The organism is Amycolatopsis sp. NPDC005003 (assembly GCF_053600695.1).
This window is the reverse complement of the sequence record NZ_JBSGAI010000013.1, coordinates 61,091-81,199: the sequence shown is the minus strand read 5'-3', so window position 1 is coordinate 81,199 and position 20,109 is coordinate 61,091. Positions and strand designations below refer to the sequence as shown.

21 protein-coding genes and 2 pseudogenes are annotated in these 20,109 nt (G+C 70.8%); 10 read left to right on the top strand and 13 right to left on the bottom strand.

Annotated features, from left to right (window positions below; genetic code table 11):
* From kdpB to kdpF, 3 genes are read right to left on the bottom strand one after another with little or no spacing between them, the layout of a single operon-like run.
* Positions 1-2,091, bottom strand: a complete 2,091-nt coding sequence (gene kdpB, locus ACWED2_RS17290) for a potassium-transporting ATPase subunit KdpB (RefSeq protein ID WP_449691473.1) — start codon at positions 2,089-2,091, stop codon at positions 1-3.
* On the bottom strand, positions 2,088-3,746 hold the full coding sequence (gene kdpA, locus ACWED2_RS17285) for a potassium-transporting ATPase subunit KdpA (protein ID WP_449691472.1): 1,659 nt from the start codon (positions 3,744-3,746) through the stop codon (positions 2,088-2,090). The genes kdpB and kdpA overlap by 4 nt, the downstream gene beginning before the upstream one ends.
* Positions 3,746-3,847, bottom strand: coding sequence for a K(+)-transporting ATPase subunit F (kdpF, locus tag ACWED2_RS17280; protein WP_020639212.1), 102 nt, complete (start codon positions 3,845-3,847; stop codon positions 3,746-3,748). Before kdpF ends, kdpA begins: the two co-directional genes overlap by 1 nt.
* Before the next feature lie 365 nt (positions 3,848-4,212).
* Between kdpF and ACWED2_RS17275 the strand changes: the two genes are divergently transcribed.
* On the top strand, positions 4,213-4,446 hold the full coding sequence (locus ACWED2_RS17275; protein ID WP_449691471.1) for a hypothetical protein: 234 nt from the start codon (positions 4,213-4,215) through the stop codon (positions 4,444-4,446).
* Here ACWED2_RS17275 and ACWED2_RS17270 read toward each other — a convergent pair.
* Positions 4,436-4,741 (bottom strand): winged helix-turn-helix transcriptional regulator, encoded by a 306-nt coding sequence (locus tag ACWED2_RS17270; RefSeq protein ID WP_449691470.1) that lies wholly within the window; start codon positions 4,739-4,741, stop codon positions 4,436-4,438. The two genes, ACWED2_RS17275 and ACWED2_RS17270, sit on opposite strands and share 11 nt — an antisense overlap.
* Positions 4,742-4,916: 175 nt before the next feature.
* On the opposite strand from ACWED2_RS17270, the gene ACWED2_RS17265 reads away from it, so the two are divergent.
* Positions 4,917-6,920: an APC family permease gene (locus tag ACWED2_RS17265; RefSeq protein WP_449691469.1), complete on the top strand. Its 2,004-nt coding sequence runs from the start codon at positions 4,917-4,919 to the stop codon at positions 6,918-6,920.
* A 156-nt stretch (positions 6,921-7,076) separates the two neighbouring features.
* Here ACWED2_RS17265 and ACWED2_RS17260 read toward each other — a convergent pair.
* The 3 genes and pseudogenes from ACWED2_RS17260 to ACWED2_RS17250 all read right to left on the bottom strand — a co-directional run.
* Positions 7,077-8,972, bottom strand: a pseudogene (locus ACWED2_RS17260) (heavy metal translocating P-type ATPase); the annotation flags it as partial.
* Positions 8,969-9,331: an ArsR/SmtB family transcription factor gene (locus ACWED2_RS17255; RefSeq protein WP_449691468.1), complete on the bottom strand. Its 363-nt coding sequence runs from the start codon at positions 9,329-9,331 to the stop codon at positions 8,969-8,971. The pseudogene ACWED2_RS17260 and the gene ACWED2_RS17255, both read right to left, overlap by 4 nt.
* A gap of 59 nt (positions 9,332-9,390) precedes the next feature.
* Positions 9,391-10,437: a ferritin-like domain-containing protein gene (locus ACWED2_RS17250; RefSeq protein ID WP_449691467.1), complete on the bottom strand. Its 1,047-nt coding sequence runs from the start codon at positions 10,435-10,437 to the stop codon at positions 9,391-9,393.
* A gap of 153 nt (positions 10,438-10,590) precedes the next feature.
* On the opposite strand from ACWED2_RS17250, the gene ACWED2_RS17245 reads away from it, so the two are divergent.
* The 4 genes from ACWED2_RS17245 to ACWED2_RS17230 all read left to right on the top strand — a co-directional run bounded on the left by ACWED2_RS17245 (position 10,591) and on the right by ACWED2_RS17230 (position 12,863).
* Positions 10,591-11,349 carry an SDR family oxidoreductase gene (locus ACWED2_RS17245; protein ID WP_449691466.1) on the top strand — a complete coding sequence of 253 codons (759 nt, stop codon included), beginning with the start codon at positions 10,591-10,593 and terminating at the stop codon, positions 11,347-11,349.
* Positions 11,350-11,351: 2 nt separating this feature from the next.
* A complete protein-coding gene (locus ACWED2_RS17240; RefSeq protein WP_449691465.1) occupies positions 11,352-11,516 on the top strand; it encodes a hypothetical protein in 165 nt (54 codons plus the stop codon).
* 61 nt (positions 11,517-11,577) lie between these two features.
* Positions 11,578-12,477, top strand: a complete 900-nt coding sequence (locus tag ACWED2_RS17235) for an RNA polymerase sigma-70 factor (RefSeq protein WP_449691464.1) — start codon at positions 11,578-11,580, stop codon at positions 12,475-12,477.
* 20 nt (positions 12,478-12,497) lie between these two features.
* Positions 12,498-12,863 carry a hypothetical protein gene (locus ACWED2_RS17230; protein ID WP_449691463.1) on the top strand — a complete coding sequence of 122 codons (366 nt, stop codon included), beginning with the start codon at positions 12,498-12,500 and terminating at the stop codon, positions 12,861-12,863.
* Between the two features lie 33 nt (positions 12,864-12,896).
* On the opposite strand, the gene ACWED2_RS17225 is transcribed toward ACWED2_RS17230, so the two are convergent.
* The 3 genes from ACWED2_RS17225 to ACWED2_RS17215 all read right to left on the bottom strand — a co-directional run bounded on the left by ACWED2_RS17225 (position 12,897) and on the right by ACWED2_RS17215 (position 14,517).
* The gene (locus ACWED2_RS17225) at positions 12,897-13,631 is read right to left on the bottom strand and encodes an SDR family oxidoreductase (protein WP_449691462.1); all 735 of its coding nucleotides are present in this window, start codon (positions 13,629-13,631) and stop codon (positions 12,897-12,899) included.
* A complete protein-coding gene (locus tag ACWED2_RS17220; protein WP_449691461.1) occupies positions 13,628-13,996 on the bottom strand; it encodes a cupin domain-containing protein in 369 nt (122 codons plus the stop codon). The genes ACWED2_RS17225 and ACWED2_RS17220 overlap by 4 nt, the downstream gene beginning before the upstream one ends.
* A 224-nt stretch (positions 13,997-14,220) precedes the next feature.
* Entirely contained in the window at positions 14,221-14,517 is a 297-nt protein-coding gene (locus ACWED2_RS17215; protein WP_449691459.1) for a DUF1330 domain-containing protein, read from the bottom strand.
* A gap of 427 nt (positions 14,518-14,944) precedes the next feature.
* Here ACWED2_RS17215 and ACWED2_RS17210 point away from each other — a divergent pair, with 427 nt between their 5' ends.
* The 4 genes from ACWED2_RS17210 to ACWED2_RS17195 all read left to right on the top strand — a co-directional run bounded on the left by ACWED2_RS17210 (position 14,945) and on the right by ACWED2_RS17195 (position 17,278).
* Positions 14,945-15,289, top strand: coding sequence for a hypothetical protein (locus ACWED2_RS17210; protein ID WP_449691458.1), 345 nt, complete (start codon positions 14,945-14,947; stop codon positions 15,287-15,289).
* Positions 15,290-15,401: 112 nt separating this feature from the next.
* Positions 15,402-15,734, top strand: a complete 333-nt coding sequence (locus ACWED2_RS17205; RefSeq protein WP_449691457.1) for a hypothetical protein — start codon at positions 15,402-15,404, stop codon at positions 15,732-15,734.
* Between the two features lie 172 nt (positions 15,735-15,906).
* Complete coding sequence (locus ACWED2_RS17200) at positions 15,907-16,767, top strand: SDR family NAD(P)-dependent oxidoreductase (protein WP_449691456.1); 861 nt, start codon at positions 15,907-15,909, stop codon at positions 16,765-16,767.
* Positions 16,768-16,777: 10 nt separating this feature from the next.
* Positions 16,778-17,278 (top strand): MerR family transcriptional regulator, encoded by a 501-nt coding sequence (locus ACWED2_RS17195; RefSeq protein WP_449691455.1) that lies wholly within the window; start codon positions 16,778-16,780, stop codon positions 17,276-17,278.
* Here the strand turns inward: ACWED2_RS17195 and ACWED2_RS17190 are convergent.
* The 3 genes and pseudogenes from ACWED2_RS17190 to ACWED2_RS17180 all read right to left on the bottom strand — a co-directional run bounded on the left by ACWED2_RS17190 (position 17,275) and on the right by ACWED2_RS17180 (position 20,055).
* Complete coding sequence (locus ACWED2_RS17190) at positions 17,275-18,060, bottom strand: FHA domain-containing protein (RefSeq protein WP_449691454.1); 786 nt, start codon at positions 18,058-18,060, stop codon at positions 17,275-17,277. The genes ACWED2_RS17195 and ACWED2_RS17190 overlap by 4 nt on opposite strands.
* The gene (locus ACWED2_RS17185; RefSeq protein ID WP_449691453.1) at positions 18,057-18,236 is read right to left on the bottom strand and encodes a hypothetical protein; all 180 of its coding nucleotides are present in this window, start codon (positions 18,234-18,236) and stop codon (positions 18,057-18,059) included. The genes ACWED2_RS17190 and ACWED2_RS17185 overlap by 4 nt, the downstream gene beginning before the upstream one ends.
* Positions 18,237-18,316: 80 nt before the next feature.
* Positions 18,317-20,055, bottom strand: a pseudogene (locus tag ACWED2_RS17180) (protein kinase domain-containing protein).
* Between the last annotated feature and the right edge of the window lie 54 nt (positions 20,056-20,109).

Here is a 20,109-nt window from a genome sequence, read left to right as displayed (position 1 = left end):
TCACATTCCCGGGATGAGTCGGACGAGCAGGTCGATCAGCCAGATCCCGGCGAACGGCGTCACGATGCCGCCGAGGCCGTAGACCAGCAGGTTGCGCCGCAGCAGCGCCTTGGCGGTGGAAGGCTTGTACCGGACGCCGCGCAGGGCGAGCGGGATCAGGCCCACGATGATCAGCGCGTTGAAGATGACCGCGGACAGGATCGCCGAGTCCGGCGAGTGCAGCCGCATGATGTTCAGCGCGTCGAGCTGCGGGTAGATCGCCGCGAACATGGCGGGCAGGATCGCGAAGTACTTCGCCAGGTCGTTGGCGATGGAGAACGTCGTCAGCGCGCCGCGGGTGATGAGCAGCTGCTTGCCGATCTCCACGATCTCGATCAGCTTCGTGGGGTTGGAGTCGAGGTCGACCATGTTGCCGGCCTCCTTGGCCGCCATGGTCCCGGTGTTCATCGCCACCCCGACGTCCGCCTGCGCCAGCGCGGGAGCGTCGTTCGTGCCGTCGCCGGTCATCGCGACCAGCCGCCCGCCTTCCTGCTCCTTCTTGATCAGCGCCATCTTGTCTTCGGGCTTGGCCTCGGCGAGGAAGTCGTCCACCCCGGCCTCTTCGGCGATCGCCCGCGCGGTGAGCGGGTTGTCCCCGGTGATCATCACGGTCTTGATGCCCATCGTGCGCAGCTCGGCGAAGCGCTCGCGCATGCCGGGCTTGACGACGTCGGAGAGCCGGATCACCCCGCGCACCGACGCGACGCCGCCGGTCTGCTCGGCGACGACGAGCGGGGTGCCGCCCTCGGCGCTGATCGTGTCGACGACGGTGTGCACCTCGTCCGGCACCGTGCCGCCGTGCTCGGCGACCCACGCGCGCACCGCGCTGGCCGCGCCCTTGCGCACGACCCGGCCGTTCAGGTCGATACCGGACATCCGGGTCTGCGCGGTGAAGGGGACGAACTCGCCGGACTTCTCGGCCTCGCTCGGCTCCGCCGGCAGCTCGTGCTCGCGTGTGCAGAGGTCGACGATGCTGCGGCCCTCGGGGGTGCCGTCGGCCAGGCTGGAAAGCCGGGCCGCGATCGCCAGGTCGTCGATCGTCGACGAGCCGACCGGGATCAGCTCGGTGGCTTGCCGATTGCCGAAGGTGATCGTGCCGGTCTTGTCCAGCAGCAGCGTCGAGACGTCGCCCGCGGCCTCGACCGCGCGGCCGCTGGTCGCCAGGACGTTGCGCTGCACCAGGCGGTCCATGCCCGCGATGCCGATCGCGGACAGCAGCGCCCCGATCGTCGTCGGGATCAGGCACACCAGCAGCGCGGTCAGCACGATCACCGACACCAGGCCGCCGGAGTAGCCGGCCATCGGCTGCAGCGCCACGACCGCGAGGACGAAAATGATCGTCAGCACGGCCAGCAGGATCGTCAGCGCGATCTCGTTCGGCGTCTTCTGCCGCGACGCGCCTTCCACCAACGCGATCATGCGGTCCACGAAGGACTCGCCCGGCTTCGTGGTGATCTTCACGACGATCCGGTCGGACAGCACGGTCGTGCCGCCGGTGACGGCGCTGCGGTCGCCGCCGGACTCCCGGATCACCGGCGCGGACTCACCCGTGATGGCCGACTCGTCGACGGTCGCGATGCCTTCGACGACGTCCCCGTCACCCGGGATGACTTCGCCGGCTTCGACGACGACCAGATCGCCGATCTTCAGCTCGGTGCCCGGCACCCGGGCTTCCGAGCCGTCCTCGGCCAGCCGCCGGGCGACGGTCTCCTTCTTGGTGCGGCGCAGGGACTCGGCCTGGGCCTTGCCGCGGCCTTCGGCGACCGCTTCGGCGAGGTTGGCGAACAGGACGGTGAACCACAGCCACAGCGCGACACCGATGTTGAACACGCCCGGGTCGGTGATCGCGAAGACGGTGACCAGCACCGACCCGACCCAGACCACGAACATCACGGGGTTGCGCAGCTGGTGACGGGGGCTGAGCTTGCGGAAGGCGTCCGGCAGGGACGTCCAGAGCTGGCGGGGGTTGAACACGCCCGCGCCGACCCGGCCCGCGTTCTCGACGTGGTGCCGGGTGGCTTCCTCGGGGGTGCGGTCGGTGGTCATGGTCATGCGAGAGCCTCGGCAATCGGCCCGAGGGCCAGTGCGGGGATGAAGGTCAGGGCCGCGACCAGCACGACCGTGCCGGCGAGCATGGTGGCGAACAACGGGCTGGTGGTCGGCAACGTCCCGGCGGTCTCGGGCACCCTGCGCTGCGCGGCCAGCGACCCGGCCAGGCACAACACGGCGAGGATCGGGATGAACCGGCCCAGCGCCATGCAGACACCGAGGGTGGACTGGTACCAGTCGTTGGTCACGGTGATGCCGGCGAACGCGCTGCCGTTGTTGTTGCCGGCCGACGTGTAGGCGTAGAGCAGCTCGGAGAAGCCGTGCGCGCCGGGGTTGTTGAACGCGGCGGTGTTGCCCGGGATCAGCAGGGCCGCTCCGGCGCCGATCAGCACGACGGCGGGCATGGCGAGCATGGCGATCGAGGCGCAGGTGACCTCCCGCTTGCCGAGCTTCTTGCCCAGGTACTCCGGCGTCCGCCCCACCATCAGCCCGGCCAGGAACATCGCGATGATCGCCATCACCAGGATGCTGTAGAGGCCGGTGCCGACGCCGCCGGGCGAGAGCTCGCCGAACATCATGTTCAGCAGCGTCCCGAACCCGCCGAGCCCGGTGAAGCTGTCGTGCATCGCGTTCACCGCGCCGGTCGAGGTGCCGGTGGTCGAGTCGGCGAACAGCGCCGACCCCGCGATCCCGAACCGGGCCTCCTTGCCTTCCACGGCCGCGCCGGCCAGCCGGGCCGCGGCGCCGCCGCCGTGGGCTTCGGCCCACCAGATCACCGCGAGCATGCCGCCCCACAGCACGCCCATCACGCTGAGCAGAACGTAACCCTGCTTCGTGTTGCCCACCAGCTTGCCGAAGGTCCGCGTCAGGGCGACCGGGATCACCAGCAACAGGAAGATCTCGATCAGGTTCGACCACGAATCCGGGTTCTCGAACGGGTGCGCGGAGTTGGCGTTGAAGATGCCGCCGCCGTTCGTGCCCAGCTCCTTGATGGCCTCCTGGCTCGCCGCCGGAGCCAGCGCGATCGTGCTGGAGCTGCCGTCCGGGTTGGTCACCGCGACACCGGACTTGAGGCTCTGCACCACACCGAGCGCGACCAGCACGATCGCGAAGACGAACGACAGCGGCAGCAGGACCCGGATCGTGCCGCGGGTCAGGTCGACCCAGAAGTTGCCGAGCCGGTCGCTCTGCGAGCGGACGAACGCGCGGGTCAGCGCGATCGCCACGGCCAGGCCGACCCCGGCGGAGACGAAGTTCTGCACGGTCAGCCCGGCCATCTGGACCACGTGCCCCATGACGCCCTCGGGGACGTAGGACTGCCAGTTCGTGTTGGTGACGAAGCTGATCGCGGTGTTGAAGGCGACCCCGGGGTCCACCGTCCGGCCGAAGTTCAGCGGCAGCAGCGGCTGGATGCGCTGCAGGAGGTAGAGGAACAGCACGGAGACGAAGGAGAAGCCCAGCACGCCGGAGGCGTAGGTCTTCCAGTGCTGTTCGGATTCCGGGTCCGCGCGCACGATCTTGTAGACGGCTTTCTCCAGCCGCCAGTGCTTCGTGCTCGTGAACACCCGGTACAGGTAGTCGCCCAGCGGCCGGTACACCAGCGCCAAGGCGAGCAGCAAGAGGCCGACCTGTCCCAGGCCGGCCCACGTCGAGGACATCAGAACTTCTCCGGTTTGATCAACGCGATGAACAGGTAGACGATCAGGGCCAACGCCAGGACACCGCCGACGACGTTGGCGACCACGCCGGTGCCGCTCACAACCGCTCCAATCCACGCAGGGTCAAGGCCAGCACGGCGAACACCACGATCGCCAGCAGCACATAGGCCAGATCGGCCATCGCACTGCTCCCTTCTCACGCACGACAAACCCGAGGTCGACCGAATGGTGACCGGACAAGCGGAAGCGTGCCTCCCGGAGCTCCCGTTCGGATGTCACCTGACAGAGTCTTGATGCCTCCACACGGCGCGTTGACGCGTTCTTGACGAAGGCTCCGAGCGTCCATTCGGGACTTGGTCACAACTCGGCGTCGACGGGGTGAACGGCTCGCATCGCAGGGAATTCGGGGCCACTCTTGAACGATCACGTCTTCAGCCCGATCCGGATCTCATCCCGGGAGTTCTCCTTGGCAGCCGACCCCGAGCTCCGCACGTCCCTTCCCCGGCAGACCAGCGTCCAGGTGAGCCACAGCAGTCACGACGGCGCGATCTCGGTCATCGTGACCCTCAACGGCCAGGTCCGCGACCTGCAGCTGGCCGACACCGTCACCACCCGTCCCGTGGCTCAGCTGGCGCGCGACATCCTCGAGTGCATCCACTCCGCCCAAGCCCTGTTCGACCCGGGCCCGGCTACCCGTTGAGGTAGCGCTCGTAGACCTCGACCCAGACGTCCAAATCGGACAATCCGGCAACAACCCGGTGGCCGGCGGCGGTGAGGGAGAACATCACCTCATCGCCCGGCCGGCTGTCCCAGGTGCCCACCGACGAGCGCCGGATCGCGCCTTCCGCCGCCAGCGCCCGCAGCGCGGGTTCGAGCAAACGCCGCGGGACAAGCCGCCGCAGCGTGGCGACGGTGCGAGCGCCGGACGCGAGTTCGTCGAGCAGCTCCACCGCACCGGGGCAGCGGATCAGGCGCGTGAGACCGGCTTCGGCCATGGCAGCTCCCGGGGACGGTGTGCCGGAACCGTAGGCAGGTGATTGCGGAAGACCAGAGCCGTTGACGCGAACCTGACGATCACCCCGGCGACACTTACGATTTCCCAACGCCGACGCTCACATCTTGACGTTTTCTCTACGCCGGTTCCCCACGGCAGCAGGCACGCTGCGGTATGTGCCAGCACCCACGTCATGGCTCAAACGGCTGGTACTCGGACGGCCGTTCCGGAGCGACACCCTCGGCGAGACTCTGCTGCCCAAGTGGCTCGCCCTGCCCATCTTCGCCAGCGACCCCCTGTCGTCGGTCGCTTACGCGACCCAGGAGATCCTGCTGATCCTTTCGATCGGCGGGCTGGCCTACCTCACGCTCGCACCGTGGATCGGCCTGGCGGTGGCGGTCCTGCTCACCGTCGTCGTCTTCTCCTACCGCCAGGTCGTGAAGGCCTACCCCAGCGGCGGCGGCTCCTACGAAGTCGCCTCCCGCAACCTCGGCAGCTCCGCGGGACTCGTCGTTGCCGGGGCGCTGATGGTCGACTACATCATGACCGTCGCGGTATCGGTGGCGTCCGGCGTGGACAACATCATCTCCGCCGTGCCCGAGCTCAACGACTACCGCATCGCCCTGAACCTGGGCTTCGTCCTGGTTCTGATGGCGATGAACCTGCGCGGCATCCGCGAATCCGGCCGCGCGTTCGCCATCCCGACCTACCTGTTCATCGGCGGGGTCGTGCTGATGATCGCGCTCGGCCTCGGCCAGGCCGTCGCCGGCCACGCGCCGGTCGCCGAAAGCGCCGGCTACGACGTCCGCCCCGAGCAGGCCGGCCTGACCGGCCTGGCGCTGGTGTTCCTGCTGCTGCGGTCGTTCTCCTCCGGCTGCACCGCGCTCACCGGCGTCGAAGCGATCTCCAACGGCGTGCCCGCGTTCCGCAAGCCCAAGAGCGCCAACGCCGCTCGCACCATGACTGCGATGGGCGTGATCGCCGTGGTGATGTTCGGCGGCATCACCGCCCTCGCCATGATCAGCCACGTCCGGATCGCCGAGAACACCTGCGACCTCACCGGGTTCCGCGGCGACTGCACCACCGACCCGCAGCGCACCGTGATCAGCCAGATCGCCGCCGCCGTGTTCGGCGGCGACCACTCGGTGCCGTTCTACTTCCTCCAGGCGGCCACCGCGCTGATCCTGATCCTCGCGGCCAACACCGCGTTCAACGGGTTCCCGCTGCTGGCCTCGATCCTCGCCCAGGACCGCTACCTGCCGCGCCAGCTGCACACCCGCGGCGACCGGCTCGCCTTCTCCAACGGCATTGTCGCGCTCGCGGTCGTCGCGGGGATCCTGATCTTCGCCTTCGACGGCTCGACCACCCGCCTGATCCAGCTCTACATCCTCGGCGTCTTCACCTCTTTCACGCTCTGCCAGGCCGGCATGGTCCGGCACTGGAACCGCGCCCTCGCCGACAGCACCGACGTCCGCGAACGCCGGTCGATCCACCAGTCCCGGCTGATCAACGCCCTCGGTGCGGCGCTCACCGCCGTCGTCCTCGTGGTCGTCATGATCACCAAGTTCACCCACGGCGCCTACCTCGTCGTCATCGCCATCCCGGTGCTCTACGTCCTGATGCGGGGCATCCACCGCCACTACACCCACGTCCGCGAAGAACTCCAGCCCGACGACGAGTTCGAAATGCTCCCCAGCCGCGTCCACGCGATCGTGCTCGTGTCCACATTGCACAAGCCCAGCCAGCGCGCGATCGCGTTCGCCCGCGCCACCCGCCCCGACACGCTCAGCGCCATCACGGTCAACGTCGACGATGCCGACACCCGCGAACTGCAACGACAGTGGGAACAGCGCTCGATGAAGATCCCGCTCAAAGTGATCGAATCCCCCTACCGCGAGATCACCCGTCCTGTCGTCCAGTACATCAAGAACCTCCGGCGCGACAGTCCCCGCGATGTGGTTTGCGTCTACATCCCCGAATACGTCGTCGGCCGCTGGTGGGAGAACATCCTCCACAACCAGAGCTCACTGCGGCTCAAGGGACGCCTGCTGTTCGAACCCGGCGTGATGGTCACCAGCGTCCCCTGGCAACTGCACTCCACCGGACGCCGGGACCTCCAGCGCGTCCGCCCCCTGCCCGGCGACACCCGCCGCGGCGTCACGACACAGCGCCGCCCCTGAACCCACCCGGAGCAGCACACTTTCGCGTCCGCGTGCAGCTCGCGGCGGAGCCGGCGCTTCCTTGCCGGGAGCGCAACAGGCGCAACCGTCCTCTTCGGACTCCGCACTGACGGGGATCCGCTGAACCACCAAGGGTTCCGGCGCGGTCTCACCCCGCAGCGGGCGCAGCCGGCCGGCGCGGACGCCATTGCCGATGACGAACACCTCGGCCAGTTCGTGCACGAACACCACCGTGGCCAGGCTCAGCACGCCGAAGGCGGCCAGCGGCACCAGAGTGAGCACGATCGCCGCGGACAGGCCGATGTTCTGCAGCATGATCCCCCGTGCCCGGCGGGCGTGGCGCAGCGCTTGGGGCAGGTGCCGCAGGTCGGTGCCCATCAGCGCGACGTCCGCGGTCTCGATCGCGACGTCGCTGCCCATCGCCCCCATCGCGATGCCGACGTCGGCCGTGGCCAGGCCGGGGGCGTCGTTGACGCCGTCGCCGACCATCGCGACCCCGCCCCGGCCGCGTTGCAGGTTCCGCACGAGGTCGGCCTTGCCGGTGGGCTCGAGCTCGGCGTGGACCTGCTCGATGCCGGCCTGAGCCGCGAGCGCGGCGGCGGTGCGGGCGTTGTCCCCGGTCAGCATGGCGACCTTCACGCCCGCGTCGCGCAGTTCGGCGATCACCTCGGCGGCTTCGGGGCGGAGTTCGTCGCGGATGCCGATCAGGCCCAGCAGGGCGCCGTCGTGCTCGACGACGGCGACTGTCGTGCCGCTCTCCTCCAGCCGGGTGACCGCGTCGCCCAGCGGGCCCGCGCCGATCCAGGCCGGCTTGCCCAGCCGCGCCGGGGATCCGCCGACGACGCCGTGCAGTCCGGCGCCCGGGACCGTGATCACCGACTCGGCCGCGACCGGAGTCGCGTCGGCGGCGGCGAGGACGGCCGCGGCCAGCGGGTGTTCGCTCTGCGCTTCCAGCGCCGCGGCCACCTCGAGGACCTCGTCCTCGGTGGCGCCGTCGGCGGGGATGATCTCGGTGACCGCCGGCCGATTGCGGGTCAGCGTGCCGGTCTTGTCCAACGCCACGGTCCGGACCGTGCCCAAGGTTTCCAGCGCGGCGCCGCCCTTGACCAGGACACCGAAGCGGCTCGCGGCACCCACCGCGGCGATCACGGTGACCGGCACGGAGATCGCCATCGCGCACGGCGCGGCCGCGACCAGCACGACCAGTGCGCGTTCGAGCCAGGTGACCGGGTCGCCGAACAGCGCGCCGAGCCCGGCGATCAGCACGGCCAGCACCATCACCGACGGCACCAGCGGGCGGGCGATCCGGTCGGCCAGCCGCTGCCGGTCGCCCTTGCGGCGCTGGGCGTCCTCGACCACGCGCACGACCTTGGCCAGGGAATTGCCGGCCACCGTCGCGGTCGCCTCGACGGTGAGGACGCCGGTGCCGTTGATCGCGCCCGCGTACACGCCGTCGCCCGGACCGGTCTCGACGGGGACCGACTCGCCGGTGATCGCGGACGTGTCCACCGCGGATCGTCCACTGAGGACGGTCCCGTCGCTGGCGATGCGTTCGCCGGCGCGGACCAGCATGCGGTCGCCGATCCGCAGCTCGGCCGGGGCGATCCCGGACTCCCGGCCGCCGCGCACGACGCGGACGGTGTCCGGCACCAGTGCGAGCAGGGCCCGCAGGCCACGGCGGGTGCGCGAGAGGGAGTAGTCCTCCAGGGCTTCGCTGATCGAGAACAGGAAGGCCAGCATCGCCGCTTCGGCGAACTGGCCCAGCACGAGCGCGCCGGCCAGGGCGATCGTCATCAGGGTCCCGACGCCGATGCGCCGCTTCCGCAGCGCGCGCAGGGTGCCGGGCACGAACGTCCAGCCACCGGCCGCCGCGGCCGCCAGGTGCAGCCCGATCCCCCCAGGACGCCAGCCCAGCCACCCCGCGACGAAGCCGCCGAGCAGCAGGACGCCCGCGATGCCGGCCGAACGGATTTCCGGGATCCGCCAGAACCGCTGCCCGGCTTCGGTTTCCTCGTGGCGGTCCTCGTCCGGGCCGCAGCACGCGTCGCTCATACCGGATCCACCTCCACGGCCGGCGCGGCGACCGTCGCCAGCACCCGCTGTCCTGTCTCCCCGAGCCGGTACATCACCAGCTTCCCGTCCCGCCGCGAGGTGACGAGCCCGGCCGAGCGCAGCTGCCGCAGGTGGTGCGACACCAAGCCCTGCGACGACCCGACGATCCAGGCCAGGTCGCACACGCAGAGTTCGTCGCCCACTGACAGGGCGTGCGCGATCCGCAGCCGCGTCGGATCGCCCAACGCACGCAGCACCTCCGCGCGGGCCAGCAGCGCCTCGGCCGAGGGCAGCGCGATCCGCAGCGCCTCCGCGTGGTCGAGGTCCAGGCACAGCAGCTCACACCGGTCGTCACTCACCCCCTCAATCTAACGTCCGTTGATATGTTGAGGCAAAGTGCCGGCCCGGGCCTCCTGCTTCAGTTCCGCCGCTCGGGCGGCACGTACTCGAACGTCGGGCCCGCGGTCGTCTTCCCGTCGCCGGTGGGCAGCTTCATCAGCGCCAGTGCCTGCTTGCGCAGCCCGAACATCGTGCCGACGGCATCCGTCATCCCGCCCGGGTTGCCGGTGAAGGCCTCTTCCAGCTGGTAGAGCAGCAGGCTGTAGGTCTGGTTGAACTCCTCCTGGGCGACGCGGATCGCGCTGCCCTCCGGGTGGTCGGCGGTCCGCGGGTTGTGCCGCATCGGCAGCACGCCGCCGAGGTCGACCGCGATCTCCTCGCCGGTCGGGCCGGACTGCGGGGTGTCGCCGGTCCGGTAGCGGCGGCCCACTTTCAGCTCCTGGAACCGGAAGTAGTGCGCAACCTCCTCCCGGTCGGGGTGGAAGACGTCGCGGTCGCCGTCCCACACGTCCGTGCGCGCGGCCCCTTCGCCCTGCTCGACGATTTCCGCCAGCGCGGCCGACGCGGACTTCAGGTCGTGGACCGGCAGCACCTCGCCACCGCCGCCGCGGAGGTGGAACTCGCCGATCTGCCGAGCCGGGTCGCCGGTGAACACCCGCTCCTCGCCCAGCTTGTCGCACAGCATGCGCAACCCCTGCTCGATCGCGGCGTAGAACTGGCCGATCGTCCGGTACTCGTCGCTCTGCGGCGGCGCGTCCGCCGACGCGGGCTGCTCGATGCGCAGGAACAGCTCCAGGGCCTCGGGGCCGAACGGGGCCAGGTGGACGTGCACGGACCGGTCGCCGTGGGGCAGCGGATGCGGGTACGGCGGCAACAGGTCCGGCGTGTCGAGTTTGGGTGAGCCGCCGACGGCGTTGAGCAGGTTCGCGGCCAGGGCCAGGTGGATCATCTCCTCGGCGAGGACCGTGCCCACGACCTGGGTGGCTTCGGGGTTGCGCGCCGGGTCCAGCGAGTACAGGGCGCACAGGTACGGCGGAATCGTCGCGTGCTCGAGTTCGATCGCCCACTGCAGGTGGCGGCGGAGATCGTCGATCGTGTCGATGGCGTGGGCGCCACGGGTGTCCATGCGGTACTCCGGTTCGTCGGGTCGGTGTCGCCAGCGAAGACAGGACGCCGTCCCGGTTTGTGACAGCCGGGCTGTCACAAACCGGGAGCCTGTCCGGTCCTTGCCGGAGAACGAAGTCCCGGAGCGGCCGGGACGCGGGAGGAGAGGCACACCATGAAGATCGTCGTGATCGGCGGCAGCGGGCTGATCGGCTCGAAGCTCGTCCGGAAGCTGACCGCACACGGCCACGAAGCCGTGCCCGCGTCACCCGACTCGGGCGTGAACACGCTGACCGGCGAAGGGCTGGCCGAAGCGCTGGAGGGCGCCCAGGTCGTGGTCGACGTCTCGAACTCGCCCTCGTTCGCCGACGACGCCGTGCTGGACTTCTTCCGCACCTCCACCGGAAACCTCCTCGCCGCCGGGGAGAAGGCCGGGGTGGGGCACCACGTGGCGTTGTCGGTCGTCGGCACCGAGCGGCTCGCCGAAAGCGGTTACTTCCGCGCGAAGATCGCGCAGGAGAAGCTCATCGAGGAGTCCGGGCGGCCGTACTCGATCGTGCACGCCACGCAGTTCTTCGAGTTCGTGGGGAGCATTGCCCAGTCGGCGACCGAGGGGAACACCGTGCGCCTGTCGGACGCGCGGATCCAGCCCATGGCCGCCGAAGACGTGGCCACCGCGGTCGGCCGGGTCGCCGCCGGCGCACCGCTGAACGGCACCGTGGAGGTGGCCGGTCCCGAGCAGTTCGGGCTCGACGAGCTGATCCGCACCGGGCTGGCCTTCCGCGGTGACCCCCGCGAGGTCGTCACCGACCCGGACGCCCGCTACTTCGGTGCCCTGCTGGACAAGGACATGCTCCTGCCCGGCCCCGGCGCGCAGCTGGCCGCCACCCGGTTCGCCGACTGGCTCCCGCTCAACCCGCCGCCGGCGAAGTGACCGTGACCGAGCACCAGATCGCCGCGCCGGTCCTCGTCTGCCGGGGTGTGGCTCGACGTCGCGCGCCAGCCGCGGGAGACGATCATGCGGGGAAACCCGGCGCAAAGCCGACGAGGGAAAACCGCTTCACGCGCGAGGTGTCCACCGCGGGCAAGCTCGCCGAATGAGCTTCCGGGTGCCCTGGCCGCGCGGCCGGGGCACCGGGAGCCGGCATCGTAGAGTCGGGGGGTGACGGATTCCGGGATGAGTGCCGACCTCGCCGATCTCGAGGCGGCCACGGCCGCCTTCACCCGGGTGCGGCCGCGCCTGTTCGGGATCGCCTACCGCATGCTCAGCAGCGTCACCGAGGCCGAGGACCTGGTGCAGGAGGTCTGGCTGCGCTGGCAGACCTACGACCGGGCCACGGTGACCAACCCGGAGGCGTTCCTGGCGACGACCACCACCCGGCTGGCCATCAACGTCCTCCAGTCGGCCCGGAAGCGCCGGGAGACCTACATCGGGCCGTGGCTGCCCGAACCGGTCGACACCGCCGCGGACCCGTACCTGGGCGCCGAGCGCGGGGAGGCGCTGGAGTTCGCGGCCCTGCTGCTGATGGAGAAGCTCACCCCCGGCGAACGCGCGGCCTACGTGCTGCGGGAAGCCTTCGACTACTCCTACGCGCAGATCGCCGACATCCTGTCGTCGACCGAAGCCGCGGTGCGCCAGCTGACCAGCCGGGCCCGCAAGCACCTCACGAGCGAGCGGCAGGCGTCGGTGCCCGCGGCCGAGCAGCGAGAGCTGCTGACCACGTTCCTCGCCGCCGCCCGGTCCGGCGACCTGGCCGAACTGGAGCGGCTCTTCACCCCGGACGTGACCAACCTGTCCGACGGCAACGGCCGCAAGGGCGTCGCCCGCCGTCCGCTCGTGGGCAGCGGCCGGGTGGCGAAGTTCCTGCAGGCGATCTCCAGCTGGTTCTGGGACGACATCGACATCGGGTGGACCCAGGCCAACGGGCAGACCGCCGCCGTGCTCCGCCAGGGCGGCAGCGTGTACGGCCTGCTCACGGTCAGCGCCACCGCCGAGGGCATCGATCAGCTGCTGTGGCTGGTCAACCCCGAGAAGAACAAGGCGGTGTCGGCCCCGGCCTGACCCGCCGGCGGGAGGAATCCGTGTTCGACCCGCACGACGAGACCGTGCGCCGGTTCGCCGCGGCTTGGCGGCAGCGGGACAGCGCCGCGCTCGAAGCGGTCCTCGGCCACGACGCGGTCGCGACGTGCGACGGCGGCGGCCTGGTGCCCGCGCCGGCGGGGACCGTGCGCGGCGCGGCGGCGGTCGCCCGGCTGGTCATCGAGGTCATGGGCGGGCTCGCGGACACCGAGCTGACCGTCGAGTCCGTCAACGGCCGCGCCGGGCTCGCCCTGCGCCACGCCTCGCGCGCCGTCGCGGTCGTCGGCGCCGAAACCGCCGGGTGCCGGATCACCACGCTCTGGATCGTGCTCAACCCGGCCAAGCTGGCCGGCTGGCACCGCGGTTGACCGGGCCCGCGCGCTGGGCGGGCCCGGTCTCCCTCACCGCGCCAGCCACTCCCGGTAGGTGGTCTTCGCGATGACGGCGCCGTCCTTGGCGACGAGGACGTCGCCGGACGCCGCCGCGAACAGGCCGGCCTGGTCGTCGGTCACCACGGGACGCTGGTCACCTCGGGCGGCGAGGGTGATCCGGCCCAGCTCGTCGAGGGCGAACACCTCCGGCCCGGCGACGTTCCGGGTCCCCCGCAGCGGGGCACCCGTGCTGACGTCGGCGACCGCCTGGGCGACGTCGTCCGCGGCGATGGGCTGGATCCGCGTCGCGGGCAGGCGGACGGAGTTCTCGTCGGAGGTCCAGGACAGCGTCGCGGCCATGAACTCGAAGAACTGCGTGGCCCGCACGATCGAGTACGGCACGGGCCCGGCCTTGAGGATGTCCTCCTGCAGCACCTTGGCGCGGTAGTAGACCAGGTCCGGCACCAGCTCGGCGCCCACGATCGAGAGGATGACCGCGTGGCCGACGCCGGCCGCGTGCGCCGCCTCCAGCAGGTTGTCCATGGTCGTCCGGAAGAACGCGGGTGAGGCGTCGTCGAACGTCGGCGAGTTCGTCAGGTTGACGACGACGTCGGCCCCGGCCAGCGCTTCGGCGAGGCCCGTTCCGCTGAGCAGGTCCAGCCCGGTGGACGGCGAGTGCGGGACGGCTTCGTGCCCGTTCGCGGTCAGGATCTCGACCACGCGGGAGCCGATGAGCCCGGTCCCGCCGATGACGGCGATCTTCACTTCCGCGACCATCCTTTCGCGCTGAGTTCGTCCTCGGTCACGAGGTCGACCATCGGTTTGCCCGGTTCGCAGAGCATGGTGACGGTGAACCGCACCGGGACGTCGTCACGGTTGTTGCCGTCCTGGTAGTGGATGACGTCGCCGCCCGGCTCCCAGAACGCCTCGCCGGCGCGGACGACCCGCGGCGGCTCGCCTTCGAGCTCGAACACCATCTCGCCCTCCAGCACGTAGCCGAAGGCGGGCCCGGGGTGGCGGTGCGGCGGGGTGCCGGGGTCGCCCGGCGGGTACTCGACGACGATGGTCATCGCCTGCGCCCCCTCCGGCACGAACGGCGGTTTCGCCTCCTGCAACACGGTCAAAGACATGAGAAGACCTCCTCGACGAACGGATACACCCGCTACGACCGGACAGGCCCCCGATCTGTGACCGGCGGACCGTCACCTGCCGCGGTTCGGCAGGTTCGGCCAGGTCGAGCAGGGTCCGCTCGGACCCGGTCGCGCGGGTGAGCAGGTCGGCGAGCGCGCCGCTGACGCGGTCCACGACGATGCCCGCAGCCGCATCGTGTTCCTCTTCGACGCGGCTCCGGTCGTCAGTCGAGGCCTTCGATGATGCGGAAGTCGCGCTCGAAGCCGTCTGGAAGTTCGGCCAGCGCCTTCTGATAAGCCGCACTCGCGCGGGCGGCGACCGCCTGCTCGAAACTGTCGAACTCGATCAGGACAACGCGCTCGGCGATGCCGGCTTCGTGCGCGACGACCCGGCTGCCGCCGCGGGCGAGCACCCGCCCGCCCGCGGCCTTGACGGCCGAACGGGCCAGTTCGTTGTAGGCATCAAGCATCCCGGGGTCCGCGATCGTGGGGTAGACGCTGACCCAGTAGCCCTTGGCCACGGTTCCTCCTGTGTTCGGGATCGATGATCGGAAACATACTCAGGTCCCCTGGCCGGCGAACGGCGGCAACAACGTCGAAGGGCTCCGACACGGCCATGCTCCCGACGTGAACAGCGCACAACCGGTCGATTCGGACAAACGAGTGATCAAGACACAGTCCGGTTGACCTATCCGAACTCCCGCTGCCATGATCGCCGAGTCGCGTTGATATGGGGGGTCTCGTGCACAGTCGCGCTCGAACGGAATCAGCCGCAATCGATCACTGATCGTCACCGACAGATCGGTAGCGGCATGTCCGCCGGCAGGGGTGTCCGGTTCGGACACTGATCTTTTCTGCCCGAACATCGGTTCCACATCGGAGACGTCCTGCCGGCATGTCTTGCCGGCCATTTCCGACGCGATTTTTCCGACAACAAGGGGAGCAATCATGATTTCTCGCACCAAGGGATTCGCGGCAGCCGCGGCAGCAGTGGCAGCGACGGCACTCATGCCGGCAGCCCCGGCCCAGGCCACCACTTCGGCCACCTATGCGGAGTTCTTCGACAACGCCGGTTTCTGTTGCTCGTCGATTTACCTCAATGGCCCGACCCAGTGCTACAACCTCCCGACCTACTTCGTCAACGTGGTTTCTTCGGTCAAGTCCAACACCACGTGGCGGCTGTACTCGCGCCCCGGATGCTGGCCCGACGCCCTCCTGCTCGAAGGCACCGGCAACGTTTCCAACGTCGGCCCCATCGCGAACGACCGCACGATCTCGGTCGGGGTGAGCTGAACCACCTGCCGGAGCAGGTCCGGCACACCGCACACTTCGGACACGAACAACCTCGGGGGTTCCAGTGAAGAAGGCAAAAGCACTCGCGGGCGCGGCCATCGCGGCAGGCGTCATGACACTGATTCCGGCAAGCGCCGACGCGGCCCAGACCACGGCGGCGGCGACGTGCTACGTGACCCAAGGCGACTGGGGCATGTGGTGTGAGAACATCGCGAATATCCCGGCGTATTCGCGAGCCACGTTCGACTCGCAGATCGTCGGCCGGGTCACCTCGTCGTTCAGCTTCTTCAACTGCTGGAGCGACGGCGCCTACAACGGCCGGAACAACATCTGGTACTGGGCGCAGACCGATGACACCGGCGCCTACGGCTGGATTTCGAGCGTCTACGTCCGCACACCGGTCGATCCCATGCGGGACAGCGTCTACCAGATGCGCCACTGCTGATCCAGGGTCGGAACTCGTGACCGGATAACCGGTTGGACGCTGTATTCGATGCCGGTTGCAGGAATGCGCCGGGCCTCCGCTGGGGATCTTGACATCACGTCTCGATCATTCCCGGCGGAGGCCCGGCTTCGTGCTTGCGTTTGAGCGCGCTCGAAGCCTTAGCGTCGGCGCCATGACGACACAGACCTGGATCATCACCGGCGCTTCCCGCGGTTTCGGGCGCGCCCTGGCGGAATCGGCGCTCGCGGCGGGCGACCGGGTGGTGGCGGCGGTGCGCCGGCCCGAAAGCGTTTTCGACCTGGCGACCCAGTACCCGGACCGCTGCCTCATCGTGCAGTTCGACGCCCGCGACCGCGCTGCGGCCGCGGACCTGGTGCGGGACACCCTCGGCCACTTCGGACAGCTCGACGTGCTGGTCAACAACGCGGGCCGGGCCGTGGTCGGCGCGGTCGAGGAGGTCGGTGACGCGCAGCTGCGGGAACTGATGGACCTGCACCTGTTCGGCCCCGCCGCGCTCGTCCGCGCGGCGCTGCCCGCCATGCGGGCACGCGGGACCGGGACGATCGTGCAGATGAGCAGCCAGGGCGGGCGGCTGTCGTTCCCCGGTGTGTCCGCGTACTCGGCGTCGAAGTTCGCCCTCGAAGGCTGGTCGGAGTCCCTCGCCGGGGAGGTCGCGCCGTTCGGGATCCGGGTGCTGATCGTGGAGCCGAGCCGGTTCCGGACCGGGTTCAACGGCGCCGAAGTGCTGGAGTTCGCCGAGCCCTCGGAGACCTACCGCGAGGCTCTCGCGGCCGTCCGCGCCGACCTGGCCGGGGCCGACGGCGCCCAGGAAGGCGACCCGGCGCGGGCCGCGGACATCATCGTGTCCCTCGCGCACGGCGACGACGTGCCGCTGCGGCTGCCGCTGGGCAGCGAAGCCGTCGAGCGGCTCACCCGTGCGTACCGACGTGATCTCGACGGCGTCGAGAGGTGGGCCGAGACCGCCCGCAGCGCCGACTTCAGCGATGTCCCGGCGTCGGCCCGGCCGATCTAGGCTGGGTGGCATGGCTACGGACGAGCTGATGAGCAGGGCGCTGGCGATGCTCGGCGAGGACGACGAGTCGGCGATCGAAGCCATCTACCGGCTCACCGACAGCACGGCGATGGCCGCACCGATGACGATCGCCGAGGTCGCCGACCTGCTCGACATCTCCCAGCACACCCTTCGCTACTACGAGCGCGCCGGACTCGTCGAGGTCGGCCGCGACCGCAACGGCTACCGCGTCTACGACACGGAAGCGGTGCGGCGCATGGTTTTCCTCACCAGGATGCGGCTGTCCGGGATGCCGATGCGCGACCTCCAGCACTACATCGCGCTCGTCGACGCCGGCGGCGACACCGTGCCGGAGCGGCTGGACATGCTCGTCGAACACCGCGACACGATCCGCCGCCGGATCCGGGAACTGACCTTTTCCCTGGCGGCCACCGAGTACAAGATCGCCACGTACGGCGGGTCGACCGGACCGGAGGTGACGGCCGCACCGCCTGCTTCGGAGCGGTCCTAGCTTCGCGGTGGATCGGCGAGCTCGATCCATTCCAGGTCCATCGGCACCAGGGTCGTCGAAAGCACCAGCTCCCGCAGCAGGTTCACGGTCAGGGTCAGCCCCACCGGCTCGCCCACCTCCTCCCGCCGCAGCCCGTGCACCCCGGCGTCGGAAAGCCGCTGCCGGACCCGGGAAACGAGGTGCTCGACGCGCTTGGCCGTCCAGTTCTCGCGCGGCCGCCGGTCGGCGAGCTCGGCGGCCACCTGCTGACGGGACAGCGGCAGCGGGTGGGGGTCGTAGCCGAGGTAACGCTGCCCGAGCACCGCCAGCACGAGGTGCTCCTCCGGGGACAGCCGCCAACGTTTCGGCGGCGCCGTCGGGTGCGTCGGTCGGCGCGTGGCGACGCCGGCCTCGCCGTCGGAGACGAGCAGCTCCAGCACGTGCTCGCGGGTGCCGCGCAGGAACACCGCGGTGTAGCCGTCGGCCAGCGGCAGCGGTTCGGCGTCGCGGTGCAGCAGGACGTTGTCGGACAGCCGGATCGGCGAGCGGCCGGTGTTGCTGAGCCACCAGCGGTCCCGCTCGCGCACGAGCAACCCGTGGACCCGGCTGATCCGCACGTCCTCCTCGCCGACGCAGACGTCGACCTCCAGCCGGTTGCGCCCGAAGCTCACCCGGCGCCCGGGCGACGGCGGCACCGCGACGCCGCCGGTGACGGTGAGGGCGCTCAACGTGCCCGGCACGGTGCCGGCGACGCCGTGCCGCAGGCTGCGCTGGTGGTGTGGGTCGAGCCGTCCGGTGGTCACGGCCACCTCCGTTCGTGCGCACCGATGTCGAAGCCGGCGGCGAGGTGGTGGTCACCGTGGGCCGGGTGCCGACCGACGTGCCGGGTGCGCGGGACCGGGCCGGCAGCCCCCTCGGCTGCCGGCCCGGCCATGGCCACCACCAGGAGCGCCCCGCCGGCCAGTACCCGTCTCGCCACTTCTCGTCCCGTCTGCTCCGGCCCGCGAACCCGGCCTCGGCTCCCTTTCCAGCCGGGCCCACCGGGGACCGGTCCCCGGTTCACGGCAGCCGGCGGACGAGGACCTCCGCCAGCGAGCGCGCGGTCGCGCACAGCGCGTCCCCACCGGCCGCCGCGGTGTCCTCGACCGTGACCGCGGCGACTTCCTCCCGGTCCGCCGGAGTGCCCTGCAGCACCGGCAGGGCCGGGGTGTAGGAGCGGTGCACGACCTTGACCGCGCACTCCGGGTGCCCGCCGGGCACCGGCGCCACGACGGCGTTGCGGGTTCCGATGCGGATCCGGTCGCCCGGCACCTCCTCGTCCCCCTCGATCGGCCATTCCCGGCTGTACTCGACGGTGATCGTGCGCGGGGCGTGCTCCCAGGTGCAGCCCCAGCCACCGAACCCGCGATCCGGTTTCTTGACCCGGCCCAGCACACCGGACGTCGTCGCGTCGTCGAGCAGGCCGCAGGCGTCGACGTGCGCCAGTGACCCCTCCGGGAGCGGGGCACGCCGCGGCAAGGGCCCGTTGGCGAGCTTGGTCAGCACGCCGGAGAGCACCGAGTCCGAGTAGGAGCACACCGGCGCGTCCTGCGCGCGTTCGATGGCGCGTGAGGTGACGACGATCCGGTTGGCGTCGGCGAACGAGATGGCCCGCTCGCACGAGCCGTCGTGGATCTCGGGGTACTCGATTTCGCCCATCCTGCCGGGCACCGGCGGCCGGGGCGGGTACCGCAGCGGGCCGGTCAGGTCGAGCCGGGTCTGCACCTGTCCGGTCTTGCCGGTCACCGTGGTCGTGACCACGCAGCTGCCGAAGTTCAGCACCTCCGGGTCCACGAACGGCTCCCCGAACCCGGTGAGCGAGTTGAGCGAGATCGCCGCGCACGGGTCCGTCCCGGCCGGGTCGGCGCCGAGGGTGTTCGCCCCGGCCGGGACGCTTTGCCCGGTCGGCCCGGCCGGGGTGCTGCCGGTGGTGGTCCGCAAGGGCCGGGCGAGGACGAAACCGGCCACCAACGCGGCCACCGCCGCCACCGCGGCCCCGGCGAGCAGCCGGCGGCGCACGTGGTGACGCGCCCGTGGCACGGGCGCGTCCGCCGTGAGCAGCGTGACCGCTTCGGCGGCACTGGGCCGGTCCGCCGGGCGCCGGGCCATGAGCGCGGCGAGCACCGGCGCGAACCGCCCGGCGCGCTCGGCGGGCGCGAGCCGACCGGCGGCCGCGCGGCGCACCTGCGCGAACGGGCCGTCCTCGCCCGAGCCCCACGGCGACCGGCCTTCGATCGCGGCGTAGAGGGTGGCGCCCAGGGAGAAGACGTCCGAGGCGGGCCCGGCTTCGGCGCCGTCGGCCACCTCCGGCGCGACGTACCCGAGCGTGCCGGTGAGCTGCGCGCCGCCGGTGCGGGTGACCTCGGTCCAGCGGGCGATGCCCAGGTCGGTGAGCTTGGCGAGGTCGTCCGCGGTCACCAGCACGTTGCCCGGCTTGACGTCGCGGTGGACGATACCGCGGGCGTGCATGTCCGCGAGCGCCGCGGCGAGCTGCGCGCCGATCCGCCGGACGCGGGCCACGGGCAGCGGCCCCCGTCGTCGACGAGCTCCTCGAGGCTCCGCGCGGCCAGGTACTCGGTGACCAGCCACTGGGCGTCCCCGTCGGTGACCGTGTCGAACACGGTGACGACGTTCGAGTGCAGCAGCCCGGCGCCGATCCGCGCCTCCCGGCGAATCTGCCCCGCGTCCTCGCCCAGCGCCCGCTTGAGCGTCACCTGCCGGCCGAGCTCGAGATCGACCGCCCGCCAGACGACGCCCATGCCACCCCGGCCGAGTTCCTCCTCCAACCGGTAGCGGTTGGCCACCACCCTCCC